We start from the raw sequence: 20,671 nt of genomic DNA on the forward strand, positions 1-20,671 counted from the left end.
AGGTCAGGGAATCACGTCCGGTCCGGTCCGGCCCAGGCGGGCCCTGATCACCGCCGGCGCCGTGGAGTGCGGCAGTAGCCCGGCCGGGTCCCGCGGGCGGATCACCTCCACCTCCACGTCCTCCGCGAAGCGGTACGGGCGGTGGGTCAGCACCCCGGCGAGGTGGCGCCGGACCCGGGACAGCTCCGCCCGGACCGTCACCGTACGGGTGGGGTCCCCGAACAGCTCCGCCGCCAGTTCCGCCGCCGAGCGCCCGCGCGGTGACTCCGCCAGCAGGAACAACAGCTCCGCGTGGCGCGGGCTCAGCTCCTGCGACCAGTTGCCCGCGGCCCCGTACACCGTCACCGCCCAGGACCGGGGCCGGCTGAAGTCCAGGACGACGCGGCCCGCCGGCGCGTCCGTACGGGACTCCGCGACCCGCAGCAGCCAGCCGCCGGGCAGCGCCTCCACCCCGCAGTCCCCGAGCTGCGGCACCCACGCCCGGCCCGGGCCGAACCGCTTCGGCAGCGGGTAGCGCTCCTGCGGCGCCAGCCCCGTCACCGCCGCCGTCCAGCCGAGCCCGTCCACCGCCAGGGCCCGCCCCGGCAGCCGGGCCAGCAGCGGGGCCGCCACCGCCCGCAGCCGCTCCAGCGACTCCAGGTGCCGCACCCGCAGCTCCCGCTCCGCGAGCCGGGCCACCGAGCTCACCCACGCCAGCGTCGCCGGGTGCATCGTGGCCAGCGGCCCGCTGACGTCCACCACCCCCAGCAGCCGGCCGTCGCGCGGGTCCCGCAGCGGGGCCCCTGCGCAGGTCCAGTCGTGGTGGCTGGAGACGAAGTGCTCCGCCGAGAACACCTGTACCGGCCGCCGCGCCACCAGGGCGGTCCCCACCCCGTTGGTGCCGACCACCGCCTCGTTCCAGTCGGCGCCCACCCCGAAACCCAGCCGGTCCGCCTTGCGCAGGATCGAGGCGTGCCCCTCCCGCCACAGCAGCCGCCCGTCCGCGTCGGCGACGACCATGATGTGCAGGGCCCCGTCCAGCGCGGGCAGCAGCCCCTCGCGCAACACCGGCAGCACTTCCCGCAGCGGCGAGAGGCGCCTGCGCTCCTCCGTCTCGGCGGCGGACAGCATCCGCGAGCGCGCGTCCCGGTCCGGATGCACCCCGCCGGCCAGCATCCGGCGCCAGGACTCCGCGATCTCCGGGCGCGGGGCGGCCGGGGGGCGGTTCCCGGCCAGCGCGGCGGCCCGCACCCCCTTGAGCAGACGCGCGGCCTCCCGCGCGTCCATGGCCGAGATGCGCGCCACGTCGATCCCGCCGACCGCGGTGTCGCCCACCGGAGCCTCCCCGTGTGAAACGCTCCCCCGGCCCGCGCGGCGGGGGTCCCGACTCGAAGGGTTGCAACGGTACGCAACTCTCGCGGGCCCCCGCGCACCCGACCGACACTGTCCGGACGTCGTGAGCGGCGTGACGGCTCCTTCCTCGGGGCCGGGCGGATCAGGGGTGGTGCCGAGTCGGCGCGGCGCCGCCCCGATCCCCGGTGAACGGGCACGGATCCCGGCCGGAGCGGTTTGGGGACCACTCCTCGGCCCGCGATCCGCGCCCGTCAGCCCGCACTCCGTGCGCGTCAGCCCGCGATCCGCGCCCGTTCCACCACCGCACCCAGGTCCAGGCTGTGCGGCAGCGTCCCGAACGCCGAACCCCAGTCGTGGCCCAGCCGGGACGCGCAGAACGCGTCCGCGACCTCCGGCGGCGCCCAGCGGACCAGCAGCGATCCCTGGAGCACCAGGGCGATGCGCTCCACCACCCGGCGGGCCCTGGCCTGAATCCCCTCCAGGTCGGCGAGATCCGTCAGCAGGTCCTTGATGGCCGAATCCAGCCGGTGGTCCGCGCCCCGCGCCAGCCCGACCTCCTGGAGGAACGCGTTCAGGGCCAGCGGCTCGCGCTGGAGCGCCCGCAGGACGTCCAGCGCCTGTACGTTGCCCGAGCCCTCCCAGATCGAGTTCAGCGGGGATTCCCTCAGGAGTCTGGGCAGCCCGGACTCCTCGACGTAGCCGTTCCCGCCCAGACACTCCAGGGCCTCCGCGACCATCGGCGTACACCGTTTGGTCACCCAGTACTTCGCGGCGGGCACCGCGATGCGCAGGAAGGCCCGCTCCTGGTCCGTGCCGGCGTCGTAGGCCGCCGCGAGCCGCATCGTCAGCACCGTCGCCGCCTCCGACTCCAGCGCCAGGTCGGCCAGCACGTTGCGCATCAGCGGCTGCTCGATGAGCCGTGCTCCGAAAGCAGAGCGGTGCTCCGCGTGGTGGACGGCCTGCGTCAGCGCCTGCCGCATCTGCGCGGCCGATCCGATGGCACAGTCCAGCCGGGTCGCCGCGACCATCTCGATGATGGTCTTCACCCCCCGGCCCTCCTCGCCCACCCGGCGCGCCCAGGTCCGGTCGAACTCCACCTCCGACGACGCGTTCGACCGGTTGCCCAGCTTGTCCTTCAGCCGCTGGAGCGCGAACGCGTTGCGGGAGCCGTCCGGCAGCACCCGCGGCACCAGGAAGCAGGTCAGCCCGCCCGGGGCCTGCGCCAGCACCAGGAACCCGTCGCACATCGGCGCCGAACAGAACCACTTGTGCCCGGTCAGCAGGTACTCCCCGGCGGCGTCCAGCGCCGTCGCCGTCGTCGTGTTCGCCCGGACGTCGCTGCCGCCCTGCTTCTCCGTCATCCCCATGCCGAACAGCACGCCGGCCTTGGTGGCCGGCGGCCGCAGCTCCCGCTCGTAGAGGTGCGAGGTCAGCAGCGGCTCCCAGACGGAGGCCAGCTCCGGATCCACCCGCAGCGCCGGCACCGCCGCGTGCGTCATCGAGACCGGGCAGCCGTGCCCCGCCTCGGCCTGCGACCAGACGAAGAACCCCGCCGCGCGGCGCAGATGCCCGGCGGGGCGCCCCCACGCGTCGGTGAGGCCCGCGCCGACGGCCTTGCCGAGGAGCCGGTGCCAGGCCGGGTGGAAGTCCACCTCGTCGATCCGGTTGCCGTAGCGGTCGTGGGTGACCAGTCTCGGCGGGTTCTCGTTCGCCTGCCGGGCCCATTCCTGGGCCTGCGCCGAACCCGCGGCGCGCCCGAGGACGGTGAGGTCGTCCCGCACCTCTCCGAGGAGTTCGGGTGGCGCGTCGGACAGGTGCCTTTCCAGGGCCTCGGTGAGGACCCGGTCGCCGCCGAAGACGTCGTACGCCACCAGGGGCGGAGCCTGGTTGCCGACTGTGTGGGTGGTGGCTGCCATGCGGATACCGTAAGGACGTGCAGCCAGCAAAAGAAACACCCGAGCGGATCCCAGGGCGGCTCCACCGGGCACGTGCCCTCTACCGCAACGTATCCAAGCGAAAAATGGCCTGGCTGCTGCTGAAAGACACCGTCAATTCGTGCATCGAGTACCGGATCCTGGGGCTGGCGGCCGAGGCGGCGTTCTTCACGCTGCTGTCGCTGCCGCCGCTGTTCCTCGGCCTCCTCGGCCTGCTCGGGTACGTGGACGGCTGGACCGGTGGCACCTTCGTGGCCAGCATCGAGGAGAACATCCTGGGCGCGGTCGGCACCGTGCTCTCCGACCGGGGCGTCAACGACATCGCCAAACCGATGCTGGACGACGTCACCAGCCGCGGCCGCCCCGACCTGATCTCCCTCGGATTCGCCTTCGCCCTGTGGTCCGGCTCGCGCGCCGTCAACGTCTTCATCGACACCATCACCGTCATGTACGGGCTCGACGGGCAGCGCGGGATCGTCAAGACCCGGCTGCTGTCCTTCCTGCTGTACGTGATCGCGCTGGTGATCGGGGCGATCGTGCTGCCGCTGATGGTGGCCGGCCCGGACGCGGTGGTGCGGCTGGTGCCCTGGAGCACCGAGGTGATCGCGGTGCTGTACTGGCCGACCGTCACCCTGCTGTCCATCGCCTTCCTGACCACGCTCTACCACGTGTCCGTGCCCGTGCGTTCGCCGTGGATCGAGGACGTCCCGGGCGCGCTGGTCGCACTCGCCATGTGGGTGCTGGGCTCGTTCCTGCTGCGCATCTACCTCACCAACACCGTGGAAGGGCCGACGATCTACGGATCGCTGGCCGCGCCGGTCGCCGTGCTGCTGTGGATCGGCATCTCGGCCTTCGCCGTGCTCGTCGGCGCCGCCGTCAACGCCGCGATCGACCGGGTCTGGCCCTCGCTGGCCACGGCCGCCGCGCGCGAGGCGAACGAGCGGGTCCGGGAGGCGGAGGCCGCCCAGCTGGTGGCCCGCGCCGCCGCCTGGCGGGCCCTCGCCGAGGGGGAGTCCGAGGACGACGAGGACGCCGGGATGCCCTCGGAGTTCCCCGAGCGGTGGTCGAAGTTCCTCCCCCCGGAGGACTACACCTCGCGCCTGCGCAAGCACTGAACCCGCCGTAGCCTGGCCCTGTGTACGAGGAACGGGACTCCCGGCTGGTCCCCGGCGCGGTGCTGTGGCGGGCCGCCGGTCCGGGCCGGGCCGTCCTGCCCGACGGGTGCATGGACCTGATGTGGGTGTCCGGCCGGCTCGTGGTGGCGGGACCCGACACCGGACCGCACCCCGCCGGGGAGGTGCCGGGCCGCGCCGTCGCGGGACTGCGCTTCGCACCGGGGACGGCCCCCGCGCTGCTCGGCGTACCGGCCCGCGAGCTGCGCGACCTGCGCGTCGACCTCGCCGACCTGTGGCCGGGCCCCGAGGTCCGCCGGACCGGCGAGCGGATCGCCGCGTACGAGGACCCCTGTGCGGGCCTTGAGGCCGCGGCCCGTCGCCGCGCCGCCGCGACCGCGCCGCCGGACCCGCTCCTCGGCGAGGTCGTGGCCCGGCTCCGGGCGGGGGAGGGCGTCGCCGCCACCGCCGCCGCCGTCGGGCTCGGGGAGCGCCGGCTGCACCGGCTCTCGCTCGACGCCTTCGGGTACGGCCCCCGGCTGCTGGGCCGGGTGCTGCGGCTCCAGCGGGCCCTCGCGCTGTCCCGGCGGGGGCTGGCGCAGGCCGAGGTGGCGTACGCCGCGGGCTACGCCGACCAGGCCCACCTGACGCGCGAGGTGCGGGCGCTGGCCGGGGTCACGCCCGGGGCCTACGCGGCGGGCTGGGCCGGGGCGAACAGCGAGACCTCGCAGCCGTCGGGGTCGAGGACGACCGCGTAGCGCTGCCCCCAGAACGCGTCCCAGGGCGCCAGGTGGCCGGTGTGTCCCGCCCCGGTCAACTCGCTGTACACGGCGTCCACCTCGGCGGGGGACCCGCACAGGAAGGCCAGCCCCACGCGGCCGCCGTCGGCCGGGCGGGCCCACGACGGATCGAAGGAGCGGACTACCTCCTCCGTGTCCCAGCCGATCCGCAGCCCGCCGGGCAGCGAGGCCTCCACGTGCGGCTCGGACTCCGCTCCGGCCGGGACGTCGATGCCGAGACGGCGGTAGAAGGCGAGCGAGGCGGCCATGTCGGAGACGACGAGGCCGATCATGTCGAGTCGGGGAGTGGTTCGAGGAGTCATGCGGCCAGGCTAGGAGCGGTCCGGACCACCGGTCTTGAACGAATCGGACAGCGGACGGAAAAAGAATTCGCGTGGGGTCAGGGGCGGTTGTTACGGTGGGGCCGTTCCCGCCGAGCGGTGCGGAACCGTCGTATGACACGGAGGTGAGCTCGTTGATGACTGTCGTCGCGCAGGGCGCTGTTGCCCGCACTCAGAAGACCATCAATGTCACTTCCGTGGCCTCCGGCTGACCTCACACCTCTTCGCGCGCCGCCGAGCGCGCGCTGCCGGGGCCACCCTGTGAAGGGTTCCCCTTGTCTCTCTCTTCTCCGCTCTCCTCCCCTCTCTCCTCCCTGACCCCCCTGGGCTGGGACGCGGCGTGGGAGGCCGAGTTCGCCCCCCACGCCGAACAGGGCCTGGTTCCCGGTCGCGTGGTGCGGGTGGACCGCGGCCAGTGCGACGTCATGACCGCGGACGGCATCGTCCGCGCCGACACCGCCTTCGTCACCCCGCACGACCCGCTGCGCGTCATCTGCACCGGTGACTGGGCAGCGGTGGAGGCGGCCGGCAACCCCCGGTACGTGAAGACGTACCTGCCGCGCCGGACCGCCTTCGTGCGCTCCACGTCCTCGCAGCGGTCCGAGGGGCAGATCCTCGCCGCCAACGTCGACCACGCGATCATCGCGGTCTCCCTGGCCGTCGAGCTGGACCTCGGCCGCATCGAGCGCTTCCTGGCGCTCGCCTGGGAGTCGGGCGCGCAGCCGCTGGTCGTCCTGACCAAGGCGGACCTCATAGCGGACCCGGTGACGCTCGCGCACCTGGTCCAGGACGTGGAGACCACCGCCCCCGGCGTCGACGTCCTCACCGTCTCCTCCCACACCGGGGAGGGAACGGACGTCCTGGCGGCGGTCGTCGCCGGCGGTACGAGCGTGCTCCTCGGCATCTCCGGCGCGGGCAAGTCCACCCTGGCGAACGCGCTGCTCGGCGCGGACGTCATGGAGGTGCGGGCCACCCGCGACGTGGACGGCAAGGGCCGGCACACGACGACCACCCGCAACCTGCTCGCCCTGCCCGGCGGCGGCGTCCTGATCGACACCCCGGGGCTGCGCGGCGTCGGCCTCTGGGACGCCGAGGCCGGCGTCGGCCAGGTCTTCTCGGAGATCGAGGAGTACGCGGCGCGGTGCCGCTTCCACGACTGCGCGCACGAGGCGGAGCCGGGCTGCGCGGTGCTGGCGGCGGTCGGGTCCGGGGAACTGCCGGAACGGCGCCTGGAGAGCTACCGCAAGCTGATGCGGGAGAACCAGCGGATCGTCGCCAAGACGGACGCCCGCCTCCGCTCCGAGATCCGCCGCGACTGGCGCCTGAAGGCCGCGGAAGGCCGCGCCAACCACGCGGCCAAGCGCACCGGCCGAGCCTGACCCCGGCGCACCCCGCCCCGCCCGGCCGCGCCGGGCGGGGTGTCGGGTCGTGCGGCGGGGCCGTCAGGCTTCGTCGAGGCCCCAGGCGAAGACCTTTTCCGGGTGGATCCGGATGACCTCCGGGCTGAAGTGCGGGCCCAGCGCGTGCGGGCCGACCTCCAGCGTGGCGCGACCGCGGATCTCGATGCCCCTGACCCGCCACGGCCGGGTGCTCACCAGGTCGTCCACCACCAGCGCCAGCCGCGGGTTGCCCCGCAGGTTGCGCCACTTCTTCGTCGTGCCCATCGCCAGGCCGCCGACGAGGACCGTCCCGTCCTCCTGCGGGAAGAACCCCACCGGGTTCGCCTGCGGCTGCCCGGCCGCGTCCACCGTCGCCAGCCGCCCCAGGTGCTGCGACGTGAGGTACGCCTGCTCCGCCTCGCTGAAACCCTTGAACTCCGTCATACGCCCCACCCTCGCAGCGCCGCCGGCCCCCCGCATCGGACCTTCGGCCGAGCTGCCCCTCGGCCCCCGGCACTACGCCGTCAGCCGGCCAGGACGACGCCCAGCCAGCCCGCCACGACCAGCAGGCACGCGAACAGTTCCACCAGGACGCTCGTACCGACCGCCCGCATCACCGCGCGGACCGAGGCCCGGGCCTCGCCGGAGGTGCCCAGGCGCAGGCGCTCGCACAGGTAGATGCCGCCCACGAACCCCGGCACCGCGCCCACCACCGGGAGCACCACGAAACCCACCAGCGCGCCCGCACCCGCGTACACCGCCATCCGGGTGGTCACGCCCACCCCCCGCAGCCGTCGCGGCGGCAGCAGCCACTTCACCACCTGGACCACCAGCAGCAGCGCCGTCGCCGAGACCAGCAGCGTCCACGCCGGCGACGACCGCTCGTGCAACGCCCACCACAGCAGCCCCGCCCACACCAGCCACGTCCCCGGCACGCCCGGTACCAGCACCCCCACCACGCCGAGCGCCAGCACCAGCCCCACCAGGAGCAGCTGAGGCAGATCCATCTGCTCAGCGTGACCGACCGGCGCCTATCGGGCCACCCAGCCCCGGTCGTACGCGTACCAGCCCAGCTGGAGCCGCGTCGTGACCCCCGCCAGTTCCATCAGCCCCTTCACCCGCCGCTGCACCGTCCGCAGGCCCAGCTCCAGGTGCTTCGCCACGCTCGCGTCCGTCATCCCCGCCAGGAGGAGCGAGAGGACCTCCAGGTCCGTGGCGTCGGGGCCGCCGTCCGACTCCTCCGGGGCCCCGGCGGAGCCCAGCCGCAGCGGCAGCGACTCCCGCCACACCGCCTCGAACAGCCCCGTCAGCGAGTCCAGCAGCCCCGACGCGTGCACCACCAGCGCCGCCGGCTCCGCCCCGGGCGCCGTCAGCGGGACCATGGCCAGGGCGCGGTCCGCGATCACCAGCTTCGTCGGCACCTCGCCCGTCACCCGGATCCGCTCGCCCCGCGCCAGCGCCGTCGAGGCCTCGCGGATCCCCGCCGGCAGGGTCAGCACCTCCCGCTCGATCACCACCCGGTGCTCGACACCCCGCACGGAGGCCCGTTCCTCCGCCTCGTTCTCCCTCCCCGGCACCGCCCGGGACCGGCCGCCGACCAGCGCGCACACCTCCTGCGCCGCGCCCAGCCGGAGCTGGTGGAAGCGGTGCGCCACCGCGCTCGCGCCCGTCACCACCTCCACCAGGTCGTGCACCGCCGCCTCGGCGGCCTCCACCCGGTACTCCCGCGCCAGCGTCGCGGCCGCCAGCTCCGCCTGTTCCAGCTCCTGCCGCTGCCGGGTCAGCAGCGCTGCCAGCGCCACCCCCGGCGGGGCCGCCACCCACCGCCCCGGCCGGGCCGAGGACTGCGCCGCCAGCCCCTGCCGCTCCAGGTGCCGCAGGGCCCGCTCGGTCTGCGCCGCCGGCAGGGTCAGCCGGTGCGCGAGGTCCGGGACCTCCGCCGCGCCCAGCGCCACCAGCGCCCGGTACGCCGACTCCTGGCCCTCGTCCAGACCTATCGCACCCAGCAACCCCAGCAATCCGCCCACCCCATTTCCGCACGGCGCCTGGCGGGAAGCGGCCACGGCGCGAACCCGCCCCGGACATCATCGCCGCACCCACCGCCACTCTGCCAAGATGGCGCCCCCGCGGCACCAACCACCGCAGGTCAGAAGCCACTTACGCGGTGACATCGCCGTGCAACGCAGGAGTTGGCCCGAATTCACCTGGGGCGAGCGATGAGCCCGATATCGCACGCGGCGGCCCGGGGGACCCCTTTCGGGTATTCGGCGTTTTTCGAAGGCCCTTCAGGCCGAGAATGGGGTCATGAGTCAGCAGGGCGCGGAGGACTGGTGGCAGAAGCTGTACGAGGACCCCGAGGCGGGACCGGAGCCTGATCCCGGGGACACCCTGGACCACCGGTTCCGCTCGGCGGCGGTGGTCGTGACCGACGCGCCGCCCGCCCGGCCCCCGGAACCGGTCCCGCTCCCGGGCCAGCGCCAGTCCGCCCCGGCCCCGGCCGCTGCGGACCCGGCCCTCCCGGACCTGACGGCCCCGGACCCGAAGGTCCCGCCCACCCGCCGCCCGGCCGGCCCGGGGGCGGACCCCGACCGGGGTCCGGCGGCCGGCGCGGATCAGCGTGCCGGTGAGGGGTCCGCCGTACCGGCCCCGCCGAGCGATCCGCGGCGGGCCGGGCCGACCGGATATGCGCTCGGGGACGTGACGGTGCCGCCCGAGCCGCCGGCGTCGCGGTGGGGGACGCCCCGCGTGCAGGATCCGCCGGCCGCGGAACGGGAGCCGGAGCCGCAGACGCGCCAGGAGCCGCAGCCGGAGCGGGCCGAGCAGCCGCAGGCCCCCGCCCCCGCCCCCGCCCCGGAGTCCGCTCCCGACGGGCGGCGGCCCGAGGTGCGCCACCTCGGCGACCGCGCCCCGACCTACGCCGCCGAGCCGGGGTCGCTGCCCGTCGCCGACCCCGCCGACCTCGACCGGCAGATCCCCGACACCGTCCTGGAGGGGGCCCGCCACGGCACGTACACCCTGCGCGCCGCCTCCGTCCGCGGGGACTCCGCCCGCTACCGCGGCGAGGCCCGCCGGGACTTCCTGCTCACCGCCCGCTTCGGCACCGGCGACGACGCCCTCGTCCTCGTGGCCCTCGCGGGCGGCGACCGGGCCGCCCCCGGGGCCCGGGAGGCCGCCGCCGAGGTGTGCCACGGGGTGGCCTCCGCCATCGGACGCAGCCAGGAGCGCCTCGCGGCGGACATCCGCTCCGGCCGCCGCGACGCCCTGCGCTCGGGGCTCCAGCGGCTCACCGACCGCGGGTACGGCCGGCTGCGGGCCCGCGCCGCCGAGCTGGGCCTCGCCGAGGAGGACTACACGGCCGGGCTGCGGGGGCTGCTGCTCCCGGTGGATCCGCAGTGCAGGACCCGGGTCTGCTTCGGTACGGGCGCGGGCGGACTGTTCCGGCTCCGCGCCGGGCAGTGGCAGGACCTGGAGCCCGGGCCCGACCCCCGGGAGCCCGCCGCCGAGGACCCGGCCGACGGGGGCTTCCGCTTCCGCGCCTCCGTGGCCCGTCCGGGTGACACCCTGCTGTTGTGTTCCGGCGGCCTCGCGGACCCGATGCGGGAGGAGGCCCTGCTTCCGGCGGCGCTCGCCGCCCGCTGGGCCGAGCCCGAGCCGCCGGGCCTGGCGGCGTTCCTCGCGGACACCCAGCTCCGCGTCAAGGGCTACGCCGACGACCGGACGGCCGCCGCCGTCTGGGAGGCGTAGCCGGGCGGAACGTGCGTGGATGGAAGGCGCACCCGGCACAGCCGCACCGGAAAGGGCGCCACTCCATGGGCAAGCAGAACGTGGCGGAGCAGTTCGTCGACATCCTCGTGCGCGCGGGCGTGCGGCGGATGTACGGGGTCGTCGGCGACAGCCTGAACCCCGTCGTGGACGCGATCCGCCGAACGGACGGAATCGACTGGATCCAGGTCCGGCACGAGGAGACCGCCGCCTTCGCGGCCGGCGCCGAGGCCCAGATCACCGGCACCCTCGCGGCCTGCGCCGGCTCCTGCGGCCCCGGCAACCTGCACCTCATCAACGGCCTGTACGACGCCCAGCGCTCCATGGCGCAGGTCCTCGCGCTGGCCTCGCACATCCCCTCGGGCGAGATCGGCCTCGGCTACTTCCAGGAGACCCACCCCGACCGGCTGTTCACCGAATGCAGCCACTACAGCGAGCTGATCTCCAACCCGCAGCAGATGCCCCGGGTGCTCCAGAGCGCCATCCAGCACGCCATCGGGCGCGGCGGCGTCAGCGTGGTGTCCCTGCCCGGCGACATCGCCTCGCTGCCCGCGCCGGAGAAGTCCGTCGAGCACGCGCTCGTCACCGCGCGCCCGACGGTACGGCCCGGCGACGGGGAGATCGAGAAGCTGGTCCGGCTGATCGACGAGGCCGACCGGGTCACCCTGTTCTGCGGCAGCGGCACCGCCGGGGCGCACGCCGAGGTGATGGAGTTCGCCGGCCGGGTCAAGGCCCCCGTCGGGCACGCCCTGCGCGGGAAGGAATGGATCCAGTACGACAATCCGTACGACGTCGGCATGAGCGGGCTGCTCGGCTACGGCGCGGCCTACGAGGCCACCCACGAGTGCGACCTGCTGATCCTGCTGGGCACGGACTTCCCGTACAACGCCTTCCTGCCCGACGACGTGAAGATCGTCCAGGTGGACATCCGTCCCGAACACCTCGGCCGTCGCTCCCAGTTGGAGCTCGCCGTGTGGGGCGACGTCCGCGAGACCCTGCGGGCCCTGAACGCCCGGGTGAAGACCAAGACGGACCGCCGCTTCCTCGACCGGATGCTGAAGAAGCACGCCGACGCGCTGGAGGGGGTGGTGAAGGCGTACACGCGCAAGGTGGAGAAGCACACGCCGATCCACCCCGAGTACGTGGCCTCCGTGCTCGACGAACTGGCCGACGAGGACGCCGTTTTCACCGTCGACACCGGCATGTGCAATGTGTGGGCCGCGCGCTATCTTTCGCCGAACGGCAAGCGGCGCATCATCGGCTCCTTCAGCCACGGCTCCATGGCCAACGCGCTTCCGCAGGCCATCGGGGCACAGTTCACCGACCGGGGCCGTCAAGTGGTCTCGATGTCGGGCGATGGCGGTTTCTCGATGCTGATGGGAGATTTCCTCACCCTGGTGCAGTACGACCTGCCCGTCAAAGTGGTCCTCTTCAACAACTCATCGCTGGGCATGGTCGAGTTGGAGATGTTGGTTTCCGGCCTGCCCTCGTACGGGACGACGAACAAGAACCCGGATTTCGCCGCGATCGCCCGCGCGGCGGGCGCCTACGGGGTCCGTGTGGAGAAGCCCAAGCAGCTCACGGGCGCTTTGAAGGACGCTTTCCGGCACAAGGGGCCGGCGCTGGTGGACGTGGTCACCGACCCCAACGCACTGTCCATTCCCCCCAGGATCAGCGCCGAAATGGTGACCGGTTTCGCACTTTCCGCCGGCAAGATCGTGCTGGACGGCGGGGTGGGCCGCATGATCCAGATGGCTCGATCCAACCTCCGCAACGTACCCCGGCCCTGACTCCCGCAGGAGTGCGGATTTCCCCCGGGGGGCATGCTCACGTAGGCCTGTTCGAGAGGCTTTCGTTATCGGGGAGAGACGCGGGGGAGGGGCATCGCCGTGCGGGTGGGGGCGAAGACCGGAAAGCTGTGGAGACGGGGCAGGCCCGTACCGCGTGAACCGTCGGGCATGGGCGGAGCCGGGAGGGACGGGGCGGACGAGCTGGAGATGACCCGCAGCCTGCCCCGGGCCGACCTGAAATCGGTGGGCGAAGTCCGCCGGGCGTTACGGGAGTTGATGCGCCACCGGTGCCGGCCGGACACCGCCGATGCGGCGGAGCTGCTGATCACGGAGCTCGTCACCAACGCCCTCGTCCACACCGAGCAGGGCGCGGAGGTGTCCGCCAGCCTCGCCGCCGACCGGCTGCGGGTGGAGGTCAGGGACTACGCCAACCGCCGGCCCCGGCCGTACGTACCGACCGCCGACGACGGTACGCACGGCCGGGGGCTGGTCCTCGTACAGGCGCTCGCCGATGCCTGGGGGGTGGACGCGCCCGCGCCGGGCGGCGGCAAGGTGGTGTGGTTCGAGCTGGCCGGAACGTTCGAAGCAGGGCCCGCCTGAGCGCGCTGTGGCGCTCGGGCAGACCCTGCTCGGGGTCCGGTCACGGAGCCAGGGGTTCCTGGGGGGCGGCGGTTCGGCTCAGCCGAACTGCTGCTCCAGGTCCTTGAGCTTGCGTTCCAGCGAGTCGAGCCGGGGGATCGTCTGGGTGTCGTCCTCGGCGGTCAGGTCCACCGTCCGGGGGCCGGACGGATCGAGGGAGTCGGCCGCGTTCACGGCCTGAAGGGAGGGCCGGCGGCGCAGGGTCAGCTGTTCCGCTTCCGGTATGGCCGGCTCCGCGCCGACCGGCGCGGAGCCCGGACCCGGGGTCAGCCCCGGCAGATCGACCTGGCGACCGCGCGAGCGGCCGAACGCCCGGTTCTGCCGGCCCAGCGCCTTGATGCGCGCCCGGTCCAGCCGGTTCTGGTCGCGCCTGCGGTGGCGGTCCTGCTCCTTCTCGCGCTTGTCCTCGCGCACCTCGTCGACGGCCTCGTCCAGGGTGCGGACGCCCTCCAGCAGCATGAGCGACCACGCCCCGAAGGTCTCCCGGGGCGCCCGCAGCCAGCGGACCATCCGGATCTGCGGCAGCGGACGCGGGATCAGGCCCTGTTCGCGCAGCGCGGCGCGGCGGGTCTGCTTCAGGGCCCGGTCGAAGAGCACGGCCGCCGAGAGCGACATGCCGGAGAAGAACTGCGGAGCCCCGTCGTGCCCGATGCCGCGCGGGGCGTGCACCCAGTTGAACCAGGCCGCCGCGCCCGCGAACAGCCAGACCAGCATGCGCGAGCCGAGGGCCGCGTCGCCGTGGCTGGCCTCGCGGACGGCGAGCACCGAACAGAACATGGCGGCGCCGTCGAGACCGAACGGCACCAGGTACTCCCAGCCACCGGACAGGTTCAGGTTCTGCCGGCCGAAGCCGACCAGCCCGTGGAAGGAGAGCGCGGCGGCCACCGCCGCACAGCAGAAGAGCAGGACGTACGAGGCGGTCCCGTAGACGGCCTCCTTGCGCCGGCGCCGCTCCTCGCTGCGCTCCCAGCTGTCCTCGGCCGCGGCCTTCTCGCCTTCCCGCTTGCCCCGCGCCAGTACCGCAACTGCCGCAAGTACGCCCAGGATCAGCAGGCTGCCGGGCAGCAGCCAGTCCAGCGATATGTCGGTCAGTCTCATGAGGATGTCCCTTGCCTCGCGTATGCGGCGTTCCGGGCGCCATAGTGGCGCAGCCGGCCGGCGGTTCACGCGGTTTTCGGGCCAAGAGGACGCCAACGGGGGGCGGGGCCCGTCGGATAGGGTGTTGTAGATCGAACTACCGCTCGTGCAGCCGGTGTTGAGTTCGATTGGCGGGCATCCGAGCGAGTGGGTCCGGCGGGGATCAGCTCGCGGCGGCGGCCTGCGTGAGCCGCGCGACGCGGTCCGTGTCGCAGGTGCGGGGGCAGGTGACGCAGGTGTCCTCGGGGCGGATCGTGTAGAAGAGGCAGCACCCGGCCCGGTCCCGGGTGGGCAGCGCCTCGCCGTCCGGCCCGGTGAGGGTGCGGAACCCCGCGCCGCCGGTGTATGGGGCCGTCGAGCCGGGCAGCAGGGCCTCCAGCTCGGCCATGGCCCGCTGCTCCTCGCCGAGCAGGTGGCCGACGTACCAGAGGCTCTCGACGACCTCGTCGGTCACCATGCCCCACAGGGCGCGGCGGCCGCGCCGCATGCGCGGGCCGAAACCTTCCACCACGGCTCCGAGGTGCTCGGCCACCGCGGCCCGCACCTCCTCGCGCAGCGCTCCCTCGTCAGGCACGACACGGGCCCCGGGGAGGGTGGCCGCCGGGTCGTCCGGCAGGCAGGCGAAGGTCTCGACGCGGACGCTCATCCGGCCGAGGGTCCGGTGGAAGGCCACCTGCGTGGCGGGGAGGCGGGGGACCCGGCGCAGCAGGAACCACGGGATCGTGATCAGCAGACAGGCGGGCCACGCGTACCGGTGCAGCCCGAAGCCGGCCACCACATCGGGCCGGGCCGGCCGGCCGTAGTCCCGCAGGACCTGGGCCTCGTCCCACGCGAGGAAGGCGTCCAGGGCGGCCCCGCCCGCCGCGAGCTCTTCCGCGCCGACCCAGCCCGCACCGCGGGGGGAGGGTTCGGCGGCGGACCGCTCGGTGACCCGGAGCCCGCCGTAGGCCTCGGTCAGGCGCGCGTACGCGGCGGTGACGGCGGGCAGGGTCGTCATGCGGGACCACCGAATCACACGATCGTTAACAGGTAAGCCTTACCTTACCTGACGCTCGGGGGTGGTGGCGGAACCGGGTCACCTATTCTCTGAGCAGGTCAAGACCCCTGGAGGAGGACCGCATGCACGAGACGGCCCGCGCCAGGATCCCGGCGCAGAAGGTGCTGCGCCATTCGGTGCGCGGGCAGGTCCTGGACGCGTTGCGCGCGGCGCTGGTGGACGGGGACCTGGTGCCGGGGGAGATCTACTCCGGCCCGGCGCTGGGGGAGCGGTTCGGGGTGTCGGCGACGCCGGTGCGCGAGGCGATGCAGCAGCTGGCCCTGGAAGGGGCCGTGGAATGCCTGCCGAACCGGGGGTTCCGGGTGCTCACGCGGACGCCGGGGGCGATGGCGGAGCTGGCGGAGGTACGGGCGCTGCTGGAGGTGCCGGTGATGCTGAGGCTGGCGCGGACGGTTCCTTCGGAGGTGTGGGCCGCGATGCGGCCTGCGGCCGCAGCGACGGTGGAGGCGGCCGAGGCGGGTGACCTCGCGGGGTACGCGGAGGCCGACCGGCGCTTCCACCGGGAGGTCCTCGCCCTGGCGGGCAACGCCCAGCTGCTCCAGGTCGCGGAGGAGCTCCACCGCCGGGCGCAGTGGCCGCTCCCGGGCGCGGCCCGTACCCCCCGCGCCGTCCTCGTCGCCGAGGCGGGGGAGCACACGGCCCTCCTGGAGGCCCTCGTCGCAGGCGACCTCGCCCTGTCCGATTCCCTGATCCACGCCCACGCCCACCCGTAGCGCCGTTGCGGGGGCCGGCCCCCGGGGCCCCCGCGCCTCAGACGCCGGCGAGGCTGGATGGCGTCGGCGGCGTCGCCCGTGGCCGTCTGCGGCGCCGTTGCCGGGGGCCAGCCCCCGGCCCCCCGCGCCTCAAACGCCGGCGGGGCTGGATGGCGCCGGCGGGGTCAATGGTGGCGGCGGCGTCGCCCGTGGCCGTCTGCGGCGCCGTTGCCGGGGGCCAGCCCCCGGGCCCCCGCGCCTCAAACGCCGGCGGGGCTGGGTGGTGCCGGCGCGGCTGGATGGCGTCGGCGGGGCTGAGTGGTCAGGTGGCTGGGGCTGGGTGGAGTTGGTCGGCCAGCCAGGTGGGGATGCCGCCCAGGAGGTGGAACAGCCGGCGGGCCTCCGCGCGGAGGCGGGCCGCTTCCGGCTCCGGCTCGGCCTCGGCCAGCGCGGCCAGCGCGGGGGCCGTGCCGATCAGGAACCCCAGGTCCTCCCGGATGCGCAGCGACTCCGCGAAGCCCTGCCGGGCCTCCGCCACCTCCCCGTCCCGCAGCGCCAGCGCGGCCAGGTGGCGCCACGTGAAGGACAGCAGCAGGGTGTCCCCGTGGGCCAGCGCCCCCGCGTGGGCCCGCCGGTACGCCGGGCGGGCCGACTGCGGGGCGTCCGCGAGGTGTTCCGCCACCAGGCCCCGGCGGAAGTCCAGCAGCGGGCGGGTCCGCGACCCGGGGGACAGGAGCGCCGCCGCGCGGCCCAGGGCCGAGCGGGCCTCGTCCGCCCGGTCCCGTACGCCCAGAACGGTGGCCGCGTAGGCCAGCTGGCCGCGCTCGCAGGCCGCCGCGCCCCGCTCGTCGTCGTCCCGCGCCACCGCCTCCGCGACCCGCAGCGCGTCCTCCGCCTCGGGCCAGCCCTGCCCGGTGAACAGGCACCGCTCGACCAGCAGCGCGGTGCGCTGTACGGCGGCCCCCGCGTGGTGCGCGTGCGGCGTCAGCAGGGCCGCCGCGTCGGTCCAACAGCCGCGCGAGCGCAGCCGCCATATCGCCCGCTGGAGGGGGTCGTCTCCCCCGGCAGTTCCGGCACCGGACATGGCGGTGTCCGCCACATTGCCCTCCCCAAAGCAACCAAGCAGCGCGTCTTCGAGCCCTGGGGCGAAATGAGAGCACGGATCGGCTTGCTCGGCCAAGGGGTCGGGTGAACCTTTTCACAAAGTCCGGATACCGTGTCAGGTGCCCGGAGCCGGCCCGGCCCCGCGCCCGGCCGTATCGGCTCAGCTCATCCGCAGTGCGAGGAAGAAGTCGAGCTTGTCCTCCAGCCGGGAGAGGTCGCGCCCCGTCAACTGCTCGATTCGCCCGACCCGGTAGCGCAGCGTGTTGACGTGCAGGTGCAGCCGGGTCGCGCAGCGGGTCCAGGAGCCGTCGCAGTCCAGGAACGCCTCCAGCGTCGGGATGAGCTCCGCGCGGTGGCGGCGGTCGTAGTCCCGCAGCGGGTCGAGCAGCCGCGCCGTGAAGGCGCGCCGTACGTCGTCGGGCACGAACGGGAGCAGCAGGACGTGCGAGGCGAGCTCGTGGTGGCCCGCGGCGCAGACCCGGCCCGGCCGGGCCGCCGCGACCCGGCGGGCGTGCCGGGCCTCCTCCAGCGCCCCGCGCAGCCCCTCGGCGGAGTGCACGGCGGCGCTGACGCCGAGGGTGAGCCGGCCGTCGTCGGCCAGACCGGCGGCGAGGGGCTCCCGTACGGTGGCGAGCAGGACGTCGGCGTGCAGGGCGGCGTCCGGGCCCTTGTCCTCTCCGGCCTCGCCGGGCGGCGCGGGCAGCGGGACGAGGGCGATGGCCTCGTCACCGGCGTGGGCCACCGCGATCCGGTCGGAGGGCTCGGGGCCCGAGGCCGACGGGTCGACGAGGATCTCCTCCAGCAGCGACTGGGCCACCGGGCCGCCGGGGATGTCCCCGCCGTCCCAGTCCACCCGGGCCACGACGACCTGCCAGTGCGGGGCGGCGCCCAGCCCGGGCAGCAGCACCGGGGCGGCCACCCGCAGGCGGGCGGCGATCTCGGCGGGCGGGGCGCCCGTCTGGACCAGCTCCAGCACCTCCTGCGCCAGCCGGCGGCGCACCGTACGGGCCGCGTCGCGGCGCTCCCGCTCGACGGCGATCAGCTGGGTGACGCCCTGGAGCAGGTCGAGCCGCTCGGCGGGCCAGTCGCCCGCGTCCGCCTCGACGGCCAGCAGCCAGTCCGAGAGCACGCTCTCGCGGACGTCGCGCGCGGCGGGGCCGGCGCCGGGGCCGCGGCCGTGTCCCCTGATCGGGAACAGGGAGTAGGTAATACCCTGGACGGAGATCCGGTGCGGACCCCTGCGGCCCGTCCGGACAGCTGCGAGGTGCTCACTCGCGAGTGCCGCGCAGACGCCCGGCGCCAGCGGTTCGCCGGCCCCGGCGATCTGCCGGCCCGCGGGTGACAGCACCCAGGCCCGGAGGTCGAGGTCCGTGGTGAGCAGATCCAGCACCACATCGGGGCCACCGCCCGCCGGGCCCGATGTCATCAGACGGCGGTGGCGGTCCACGACGGCCGCGAGGTCCCCCGCGCGTTCTCCGGAGACCTGCCGCACGACGTGTTCCGTGATCGTGGCGAATGCAACGTCCTCGTTCACCGCGAACAGCGGCAGCCGGTTGCGGACACAGGCCGACACCAGATCGTCGGGGACGTCCCCGAGCTCCGCCTCACCGGCCGCGAGCCCCGCGACACCCGCGCTCGCGAGGATTCGTACGAATGGCTCGGAGTCGGCTGAATTTCTTCGCCAGGCAAGCCCTGTCAGGACAAGTTCGCCTCCGGTGAGGTATCGGCTGGGATCCCTCAGGTCGGTCGTCATGACTCCGCGGACCGTCCGGTCGAGTTCTTCCTCGCCGCCCAGCAGCCGCAGCCCCAGCGCCTCGGTTTCCAGCAGTGCGCGCAGCCGCATGATGTCGCCGCCGATCTGTCTCGATGTTGCCGTTGGAAATCGGGCAGGTCATCGCATCCTGCCTTTCATACGAATCTACAAGACGGGAGAGGCCGCCAGCCAACTCCTTCATGGTTTCGGTGACTGCACCCGGGGGACGCGCGGCTTGTGTACTGACTCCACACCGCGTTAACAGCACGTGAACGACCAGTCGAGGGCCCGAAGGCCTCCTGGCTTGAAGTGAACGACACGATGAAGAAGAAGAGAGCCGCACATGGACTTCCTTCGCCCCGCCAGCTGGGAGGAGGCGCTCGCCGCTAAGGCCGAGTTCCCCACCGCTGTGCCGATTGCGGGTGGCACCGATGTGATGGTCGAGATCAACTTCGACCACCGCCGGCCGGAGTACCTCCTGGACCTGAACCGCATCGGTCTGCTGCGCGAGTGGGAGGTCGCCGAGGACGTGGTGCGCCTGGGCGCCTCCGTCCCGTACACGCAGATCATGGAGAACCTCCGCACGGAGCTCCCGGGCCTGGCGCTGGCCTCGCACACCGTCGCGTCCCCGCAGATCCGCAACCGCGGCGGCGTCGGCGGCAACCTCGGCTGCGCCTCCCCGGCCGGTGACTCGCACCCCGCGCTGCTCGCGGCGGGCGCCGAGGTCGAGGTGGAGTCCGTGCGCGGCTCCCGGCTGATCCCGATCGACGCGTTCTACACGGGCGTCAAGCGCAACGCGCTGGCCCCCGACGAGCTCATCAAGACCGTTCACGTGAAGAAGGCGGACGGCCCCCAGCAGTACTCCAAGGTCGGCTCGCGCAACGCGATGGTCATCGCGGTCTGCGCCTTCGGCCTGGCGCTGCACCCCGAGACCCGCACCGTCCGTACCGGCATCGGTTCGGCCGCGCCGACCCCGATCCGCGCGAAGGCCGCCGAGGAGTTCCTGAACGCCGCGCTCGAAGAGGGCGGTTTCTGGGAGTCCGGCAAGGTCGTCACCCCGTCGATCGCCAAGCAGTTCGGTGACCTCGCCTCCGGCGCGGCCAACCCGATCGACGACGTCCGCGGCACGGCGAAGTACCGCCGTCACGCGGTCGGCATCATGGCTCGCCGCCAGCTCGTCTGGACCTGGGAGCAGTACCGCGGTACCGGAAACGGCCGCTCGCTTGAAGGGGCTGCGTAAGCATGCGCGTCAATTTCACTGTCAACGGCCGTCAGCAGGAAGCCGACGACGTGTGGGAGGGCGAGTCCCTCCTCTACGTCCTGCGCGAGCGCCTGGGCCTGCCGGGTTCGAAGAACGCCTGTGAGCAGGGCGAGTGCGGTTCCTGCACCGTCCGCCTCGACGGCGTGCCCGTCTGTTCCTGTCTTGTGGCCGCCGGCCAGGTCGAGGGCCGCGACGTCGTGACCGTCGAGGGCCTGGCCGACTTCGCCAAGCAGCGCGAGGAGCACGGCCACGGCGGAGCCTGCGGCAGCGGCGGCAGCGCCGGCGGCTGCGGTGCCAAGGGCGGTGTCACCCTCGACGCGGCCAAGCGCTGGCAGGCCCGGCCGGGCGACTCGCAGACCGGCGAGGGTGTGGAGCTCTCCGCCATCCAGCAGGCGTTCATCGACGCCGGCGCCGTGCAGTGCGGTTTCTGCACCCCGGGTCTGCTGGTCCAGGCCGACGCGCTGCTGGAGGAGAACTCCTCCCCGTCCGACCAGGACATCCGTGAGGCCCTGTCCGGCAACCTCTGCCGCTGCACGGGCTACGAGAAGATCCTCGACGCGGTCCGCCTCGCGGCCGCCCGGCAGTCAGAGGCGGTCTGA

19 protein-coding genes are annotated in these 20,671 nt (G+C 74.0%); 9 read left to right on the forward strand and 10 right to left on the reverse strand.

Annotated features, from left to right (window positions below):
• Positions 1–3: 3 nt before the first annotated feature.
• Positions 4–1,266, reverse strand: coding sequence for a GAF domain-containing protein (locus IE248_RS06970; protein WP_190030478.1), 1,263 nt, complete (start codon positions 1,264–1,266; stop codon positions 4–6).
• Between the two features lie 338 nt (positions 1,267–1,604).
• A complete protein-coding gene (locus IE248_RS06975) occupies positions 1,605–3,248 on the reverse strand; it encodes an acyl-CoA dehydrogenase family protein (protein WP_073796979.1) in 1,644 nt (547 codons plus the stop codon).
• Positions 3,249–3,265: 17 nt separating this feature from the next.
• On the opposite strand from IE248_RS06975, the gene IE248_RS06980 reads away from it, so the two are divergent.
• On the forward strand, positions 3,266–4,381 hold the full coding sequence (locus IE248_RS06980) for a YihY/virulence factor BrkB family protein (RefSeq protein ID WP_073775854.1): 1,116 nt from the start codon (positions 3,266–3,268) through the stop codon (positions 4,379–4,381).
• 20 nt (positions 4,382–4,401) lie between these two features.
• Positions 4,402–5,136, forward strand: coding sequence for a helix-turn-helix domain-containing protein (locus tag IE248_RS06985; RefSeq protein WP_190030184.1), 735 nt, complete (start codon positions 4,402–4,404; stop codon positions 5,134–5,136).
• On the opposite strand, the gene IE248_RS06990 is transcribed toward IE248_RS06985, so the two are convergent.
• The gene (locus IE248_RS06990) at positions 5,067–5,480 is read right to left on the reverse strand and encodes a VOC family protein (RefSeq protein ID WP_190030185.1); all 414 of its coding nucleotides are present in this window, start codon (positions 5,478–5,480) and stop codon (positions 5,067–5,069) included. The genes IE248_RS06985 and IE248_RS06990 overlap by 70 nt on opposite strands.
• Positions 5,481–5,773: 293 nt before the next feature.
• Between IE248_RS06990 and rsgA the strand changes: the two genes are divergently transcribed.
• Positions 5,774–6,877, forward strand: coding sequence for a ribosome small subunit-dependent GTPase A (rsgA, locus tag IE248_RS06995; RefSeq protein ID WP_229895162.1), 1,104 nt, complete (start codon positions 5,774–5,776; stop codon positions 6,875–6,877).
• Between the two features lie 63 nt (positions 6,878–6,940).
• On the opposite strand, the gene IE248_RS07000 is transcribed toward rsgA, so the two are convergent.
• From IE248_RS07000 to IE248_RS07010, 3 genes are all read right to left on the reverse strand, one after another.
• A complete protein-coding gene (locus IE248_RS07000) occupies positions 6,941–7,321 on the reverse strand; it encodes a PPOX class F420-dependent oxidoreductase (RefSeq protein WP_190030186.1) in 381 nt (126 codons plus the stop codon).
• 80 nt (positions 7,322–7,401) lie between these two features.
• Positions 7,402–7,884, reverse strand: coding sequence for a DUF456 domain-containing protein (locus tag IE248_RS07005; protein ID WP_073796974.1), 483 nt, complete (start codon positions 7,882–7,884; stop codon positions 7,402–7,404).
• Between the two features lie 24 nt (positions 7,885–7,908).
• The gene (locus IE248_RS07010) at positions 7,909–8,886 is read right to left on the reverse strand and encodes a helix-turn-helix domain-containing protein (protein ID WP_190030187.1); all 978 of its coding nucleotides are present in this window, start codon (positions 8,884–8,886) and stop codon (positions 7,909–7,911) included.
• A gap of 295 nt (positions 8,887–9,181) precedes the next feature.
• Here IE248_RS07010 and IE248_RS07015 point away from each other — a divergent pair, with 295 nt between their 5' ends.
• The 3 genes from IE248_RS07015 (at position 9,182) to IE248_RS07025 (ending at position 13,029) form a co-directional block, all read left to right on the forward strand.
• Positions 9,182–10,621 carry a protein phosphatase 2C domain-containing protein gene (locus IE248_RS07015; protein WP_190030188.1) on the forward strand — a complete coding sequence of 480 codons (1,440 nt, stop codon included), beginning with the start codon at positions 9,182–9,184 and terminating at the stop codon, positions 10,619–10,621.
• A gap of 65 nt (positions 10,622–10,686) precedes the next feature.
• Positions 10,687–12,429, forward strand: coding sequence for a pyruvate dehydrogenase (locus tag IE248_RS07020; protein ID WP_073796971.1), 1,743 nt, complete (start codon positions 10,687–10,689; stop codon positions 12,427–12,429).
• A gap of 168 nt (positions 12,430–12,597) precedes the next feature.
• Positions 12,598–13,029, forward strand: a complete 432-nt coding sequence (locus IE248_RS07025; protein ID WP_008743386.1) for an ATP-binding protein — start codon at positions 12,598–12,600, stop codon at positions 13,027–13,029.
• Between the two features lie 78 nt (positions 13,030–13,107).
• Here IE248_RS07025 and IE248_RS07030 read toward each other — a convergent pair whose 3' ends face one another.
• Together IE248_RS07030 and IE248_RS07035 are read right to left on the reverse strand one after the other, a co-directional pair.
• The gene (locus IE248_RS07030; RefSeq protein WP_037794979.1) at positions 13,108–14,166 is read right to left on the reverse strand and encodes a DUF2637 domain-containing protein; all 1,059 of its coding nucleotides are present in this window, start codon (positions 14,164–14,166) and stop codon (positions 13,108–13,110) included.
• A gap of 202 nt (positions 14,167–14,368) precedes the next feature.
• A complete protein-coding gene (locus IE248_RS07035) occupies positions 14,369–15,202 on the reverse strand; it encodes a (2Fe-2S)-binding protein (RefSeq protein ID WP_190030189.1) in 834 nt (277 codons plus the stop codon).
• Between the two features lie 122 nt (positions 15,203–15,324).
• On the opposite strand from IE248_RS07035, the gene IE248_RS07040 reads away from it, so the two are divergent.
• Positions 15,325–15,975, forward strand: coding sequence for a GntR family transcriptional regulator (locus IE248_RS07040; protein WP_229895163.1), 651 nt, complete (start codon positions 15,325–15,327; stop codon positions 15,973–15,975).
• A 301-nt stretch (positions 15,976–16,276) separates the two neighbouring features.
• On the opposite strand, the gene IE248_RS07045 is transcribed toward IE248_RS07040, so the two are convergent.
• The gene (locus IE248_RS07045; protein ID WP_190030480.1) at positions 16,277–17,038 is read right to left on the reverse strand and encodes a hypothetical protein; all 762 of its coding nucleotides are present in this window, start codon (positions 17,036–17,038) and stop codon (positions 16,277–16,279) included.
• A gap of 180 nt (positions 17,039–17,218) precedes the next feature.
• Positions 17,219–18,901 carry a PucR family transcriptional regulator gene (locus IE248_RS07050; RefSeq protein ID WP_073796968.1) on the reverse strand — a complete coding sequence of 561 codons (1,683 nt, stop codon included), beginning with the start codon at positions 18,899–18,901 and terminating at the stop codon, positions 17,219–17,221.
• A gap of 253 nt (positions 18,902–19,154) precedes the next feature.
• Here IE248_RS07050 and IE248_RS07055 point away from each other — a divergent pair, with 253 nt between their 5' ends.
• Together IE248_RS07055 and IE248_RS07060 are read left to right on the forward strand one after the other, a co-directional pair.
• Entirely contained in the window at positions 19,155–20,051 is an 897-nt protein-coding gene (locus IE248_RS07055) for an FAD binding domain-containing protein (RefSeq protein ID WP_008743393.1), read from the forward strand.
• A gap of 2 nt (positions 20,052–20,053) precedes the next feature.
• Positions 20,054–20,671, forward strand: coding sequence for a (2Fe-2S)-binding protein (locus tag IE248_RS07060; RefSeq protein WP_037794981.1), 618 nt, complete (start codon positions 20,054–20,056; stop codon positions 20,669–20,671).

The organism is Streptomyces goshikiensis, assembly GCF_014650555.1.
GTDB lineage: Bacteria > Actinomycetota > Actinomycetes > Streptomycetales > Streptomycetaceae > Streptomyces > Streptomyces goshikiensis.

Bases quoted from the DNA above. Each gene is read 5' to 3' on its own strand.
- IE248_RS07005 (WP_073796974.1), bottom strand. From the start codon at position 7,884: ATGGATCTGCCTCAGCTGCTCCTGGTGGGGCTGGTGCTGGCGCTCGGC.
- IE248_RS07040 (WP_229895163.1), top strand. From the start codon at position 15,325: ATGCACGAGACGGCCCGCGCCAGGATCCCGGCGCAGAAGGTGCTGCGC.
- IE248_RS06990 (WP_190030185.1), bottom strand. From the start codon at position 5,480: ATGACTCCTCGAACCACTCCCCGACTCGACATGATCGGCCTCGTCGTC.
- IE248_RS07035 (WP_190030189.1), bottom strand. From the start codon at position 15,202: ATGACGACCCTGCCCGCCGTCACCGCCGCGTACGCGCGCCTGACCGAG.
- IE248_RS07045 (WP_190030480.1), bottom strand. From the start codon at position 17,038: ATGTCCGGTGCCGGAACTGCCGGGGGAGACGACCCCCTCCAGCGGGCG.
- IE248_RS07055 (WP_008743393.1), top strand. From the start codon at position 19,155: ATGGACTTCCTTCGCCCCGCCAGCTGGGAGGAGGCGCTCGCCGCTAAG.
- IE248_RS07030 (WP_037794979.1), bottom strand. From the start codon at position 14,166: ATGAGACTGACCGACATATCGCTGGACTGGCTGCTGCCCGGCAGCCTG.
- IE248_RS07025 (WP_008743386.1), top strand. From the start codon at position 12,598: ATGGGCGGAGCCGGGAGGGACGGGGCGGACGAGCTGGAGATGACCCGC.
- IE248_RS07015 (WP_190030188.1), top strand. From the start codon at position 9,182: ATGAGTCAGCAGGGCGCGGAGGACTGGTGGCAGAAGCTGTACGAGGAC.
- IE248_RS07050 (WP_073796968.1), bottom strand. From the start codon at position 18,901: ATGCGGCTGCGCGCACTGCTGGAAACCGAGGCGCTGGGGCTGCGGCTG.
- IE248_RS06970 (WP_190030478.1), bottom strand. From the start codon at position 1,266: ATGGACGCGCGGGAGGCCGCGCGTCTGCTCAAGGGGGTGCGGGCCGCC.
- IE248_RS06975 (WP_073796979.1), bottom strand. From the start codon at position 3,248: ATGGCAGCCACCACCCACACAGTCGGCAACCAGGCTCCGCCCCTGGTG.
- IE248_RS07020 (WP_073796971.1), top strand. From the start codon at position 10,687: ATGGGCAAGCAGAACGTGGCGGAGCAGTTCGTCGACATCCTCGTGCGC.
- IE248_RS07060 (WP_037794981.1), top strand. From the start codon at position 20,054: ATGCGCGTCAATTTCACTGTCAACGGCCGTCAGCAGGAAGCCGACGAC.
- IE248_RS07000 (WP_190030186.1), bottom strand. From the start codon at position 7,321: ATGACGGAGTTCAAGGGTTTCAGCGAGGCGGAGCAGGCGTACCTCACG.